Source organism: Deltaproteobacteria bacterium (assembly GCA_011773515.1).
Lineage (GTDB): Bacteria > Desulfobacterota > Deferrimicrobia > J040 > J040 > WVXK01.
The window spans coordinates 128,194-129,823 of the sequence record WVXK01000114.1; the positions used below are offsets into that span (position 1 = coordinate 128,194).

The window sequence follows — 1,630 nt, forward strand, 5'->3', positions numbered from 1 at the left end:
TGGACGAGATACTTCGCCCCTTTACCCGCAAACTCGTTAAGCCCCATCAAAACGGCTTCCGCCGGGTTTTCCGGCGTTGAAAGGGTCTTGTAGATCCCCACCCTGCCCCTTTCGATGTAGACGAAATCGGTAAAGGTGCCCCCCGTGTCGACCCCTATGACCACAACGTCTCTTTCAGGCATATCCCGAAATATTCAACGAATGTGAATACGAGCAAACGCTACCACGATAGCAGAAAAACGAGGTCAAAAAAACCTGTTTGCCCATCAACCAGAGGGCCTGCACATACCCGTGCGGTGCTTTGAAGAGAACCTATTCGACTATTATATGGTGCTGCTCCCGGGAGACAACCTCACCGATCACCGCGCTTGCCGGGTACCCCTTTTCCCGCAGCTTCTTGACAGCATCCCGGCAGGCATCCTTCGGAACAGCGGCAAGTAGCCCGCCCGACGTCTGGGGGTCGTAGAGGATCTCCTCCCCGGCAGGCGGGAGCAGGCCCGATACCCTGATGTGATCCCTCACGTTTACCCTGTTCGGCCCGTTGCTCCCCGTCGTCTGGCCGATCTCGTACATCTCCAGCGCCCCCGGATACAGGGGGAGGTCGCGGTGTGCGACCCTGACCGTCACGTCGCTGGACCTGGCCATTTCTACGAGATGGCCGGCGATACCGAACCCGGTGACGTCGGTCAGCGCCCTGACCCCGTGTTCCCTCAAAACCTCCAGGCCATCGGCATTCAGCTTCGCCACCTGGGGCAGAATCGCATCGAGCTCTTTTGCGGGAAACTTTCTGGCTTTCGCCGCGTTGAAGAGGACGCCCGTCCCCAGTGGCTTGGTCAGTACGATGGCGTCGCCGGGCAGTGCCCCATCATTCCTCAATATCTCGCCGATACCGGCGATCCCCGTCACGCAGAGGCCGAACTTCGGCTCTTCGTCGTCGACGGAATGGCCTCCCGCCAGGACCGCCCCGGCTTCTTTCACCTTGTCGGCGGCTCCCCGGAGGATGCCCTCGAGGACTTCCTGCCCGAGCTTTCCGGCGGGGAACATTACCAGGTTCAGGGCGAAGAGGGGCCTGGCCCCCATGGCGTAAATGTCGGAGATGGAGTTCGCCGCCGCTATCCGGCCGAACCAGTGCGGATCGTCCACGGGAGGGGTTATGAAGTCCACGGTGGTCACCACCGCCCGGTCCCCGTCGATCCGGTACACCGCCGCGTCGTCCGATGACTCGTAGCCCACGAGCAGGGAGTCGTCGACCTGAACGGGAAGATTGCGAAGCATGTCCGACAGGACCGTCGGAGATATCTTCGCCGCTCAACCGCAGGTTCTGGATAGCCCGGTCAGGGTATTCTTTTTCAAGAGGGACCGAAACACCTGCACGCCTCCTTTCGTCATCTCTAAGCTCTAATGTACCACACATGAGAAAGGACCCTTCCGGGGAAAAAATGAAACAGACAGAGAAGAGGCACCATATGTCTAAATGGTAAATCGGAATGCGGAGTTCGGAATGCGGAATAAACACAGTTCAGAGTTTCGAGTTTAGAGTTTCGAGTTCAAAGTCTGGGAAGGAGTAAGGAGAGAGTAGATAGCAGAGAGTGATTGTTTTACGACTTTCTCCTCCCTACTCTCGACTTGC

General features: G+C 58.2%; 1 protein-coding gene and 1 pseudogene (1 of these 2 cut by a window edge). Both read right to left on the reverse strand.

Translation table 11 applies throughout. The annotated features are described in order from the left end of the window. Positions 1-182 (reverse strand): annotated as a pseudogene (locus tag GTN70_12695) (hydantoinase/oxoprolinase family protein) (it extends 1,753 nt beyond the left edge of the window). 130 nt (positions 183-312) lie between these two features. Next, positions 313-1,389, reverse strand: coding sequence for a selenide, water dikinase SelD (selD, locus tag GTN70_12700; protein NIO17812.1), 1,077 nt, complete (start codon positions 1,387-1,389; stop codon positions 313-315). Positions 1,390-1,630 lie beyond the last annotated feature (241 nt).